We start from the raw sequence: 1,618 nt of genomic DNA, 5'->3' as shown, positions 1-1,618 counted from the left end.
GTAAGCCCACAATCTTGTGAAACCTATTAACGACCAAGTCATTTCCTTTAAATGAAATACTGACCGACTCCACGAGAGTAGTTGCTTATCCGTAAGCAACTAATTCCGGTTGATCCCGCCGGAGGTCACTGCTATTGGAGTTCGACTAAGCCATGCGAGTCTATGGCTTCGGCCATGGCGGACGGCTCATTATCACGTGGTTAACTTACCCTCAAGTGGGGCATAACCTTGGGAAACTGAGGATAATACCCCATAAGAAAAAAGGTTTGGAATAATCTTTTTCTGAAAGCATATGCGCTTGAGGATAGGACTGCGCTCGATTAGGTAGTTGGTGGGGTAATGGCCCACCAAGCCTACGATCGATACGGGCCTTGAGAGAGGGAGCCCGGAGATGGGGACTGAGACACGGCCCCAGGCCCTACGGGGCGCAGCAGGCGCGAAACCTCCGCAATGCACGAAAGTGCGACGGGGGGACTCCAAGTGCCTATGTAACTCATAGGCTTTTAGTAAGTGTAAATAGCTTAAAGAATAAGGGCTGGGCAAGTTCGGTGCCAGCAGCCGCGGTAACACCGACGGCCCAAGTGGTGACCACTCTTATTGGGTCTAAAGCGTCCGTAGCCGGTTTAGTAAGTCCCTGTTTAAATCCTCTGGCTTAACCAGAGGACTGGCAGGGATACTGCTAGACTTGGGACCGGGAGAGGACAAGGGTACTCCAAGGGTAGCGGTGGAATGTGTTGATCCTTGGAGGACCACCTATGGCGAAGGCACTTGTCTGGAACGGGTCCGACGGTGAGGGACGAAAGCCAGGGGCGCGAACCGGATTAGATACCCGGGTAGTCCTGGCCGTAAACTCTGCGAACTAGGTGTTAGGTAGGCTCTGTGCCTATCTAGTGCCGAAGGGAAGCCGTTAAGTTCGCCACCTGGGGAGTACGGTCGCAAGACTGAAACTTAAAGGAATTGGCGGGGGAGCACCACAACGGGTGGAGCCTGCGGTTTAATTGGATTCAACGCCGGGCATCTCACCAGGAGCGACAGCATTATGATGACCAGGTTGACGACCTTGTCTGAAGCGCTGAGAGGTGGTGCATGGCCATCGTCAGCTCGTACCGCGAGGCGTCCTGTTAAGTCAGGTAACGAGCGAGACCCGTGCCCTATGTTGCTAGTTTCTTCTCCGGAGGAAACGCACTCATAGGGGACCGCTGGCGCTAAGTCAGAGGAAGGAGCGGGCAACGATAGGTCCGCATGCCCCGAATCTCCTGGGCTACACGCGGGCTACAATGGCTGGGACAATGGGATGCTACCCTGAAAAGGGACGCAAATCTCCTAAACCCTGTCGTAGTTCGGATCGTGGGCTGTAACTCGCCCACGTGAAGCTGGAATCCGTAGTAATCGCAGTTCATAATACTGCGGTGAATGTGTCCCTGCTCCTTGCACACACCGCCCGTCACACCATCCGAGTTGGGTTGAGGTGAGGTTTTGGCCTTCGGCTAAGATCGAACCTGGGTTCAGCGAGGAGGGTGAAGTCGTAACAAGGTAGCCGTAGGGGAACCTGCGGCTGGATCACCTCCTAGAAAGTTAAGATGATAGGTCGTTAATAGGCACTAAAAGATTGTGGGCT

General features: G+C 54.0%; 1 rRNA gene. It reads left to right on the top strand.

The features are described 5' to 3' along the window. Positions 1 to 102: 102 nt before the first annotated feature. Positions 103 to 1,569 (top strand): 16S ribosomal RNA (locus tag J3E06_RS08490). Positions 1,570 to 1,618 lie beyond the last annotated feature (49 nt).

It is taken from the genome of Methanococcus voltae, from assembly GCF_024807655.1.
Taxonomy (GTDB): Archaea; AGJL01; Methanococci; order Methanococcales; family Methanococcaceae; genus Methanococcus; species Methanococcus voltae_D.
This window is presented reverse-complemented; position numbering and strand designations above follow the sequence as displayed.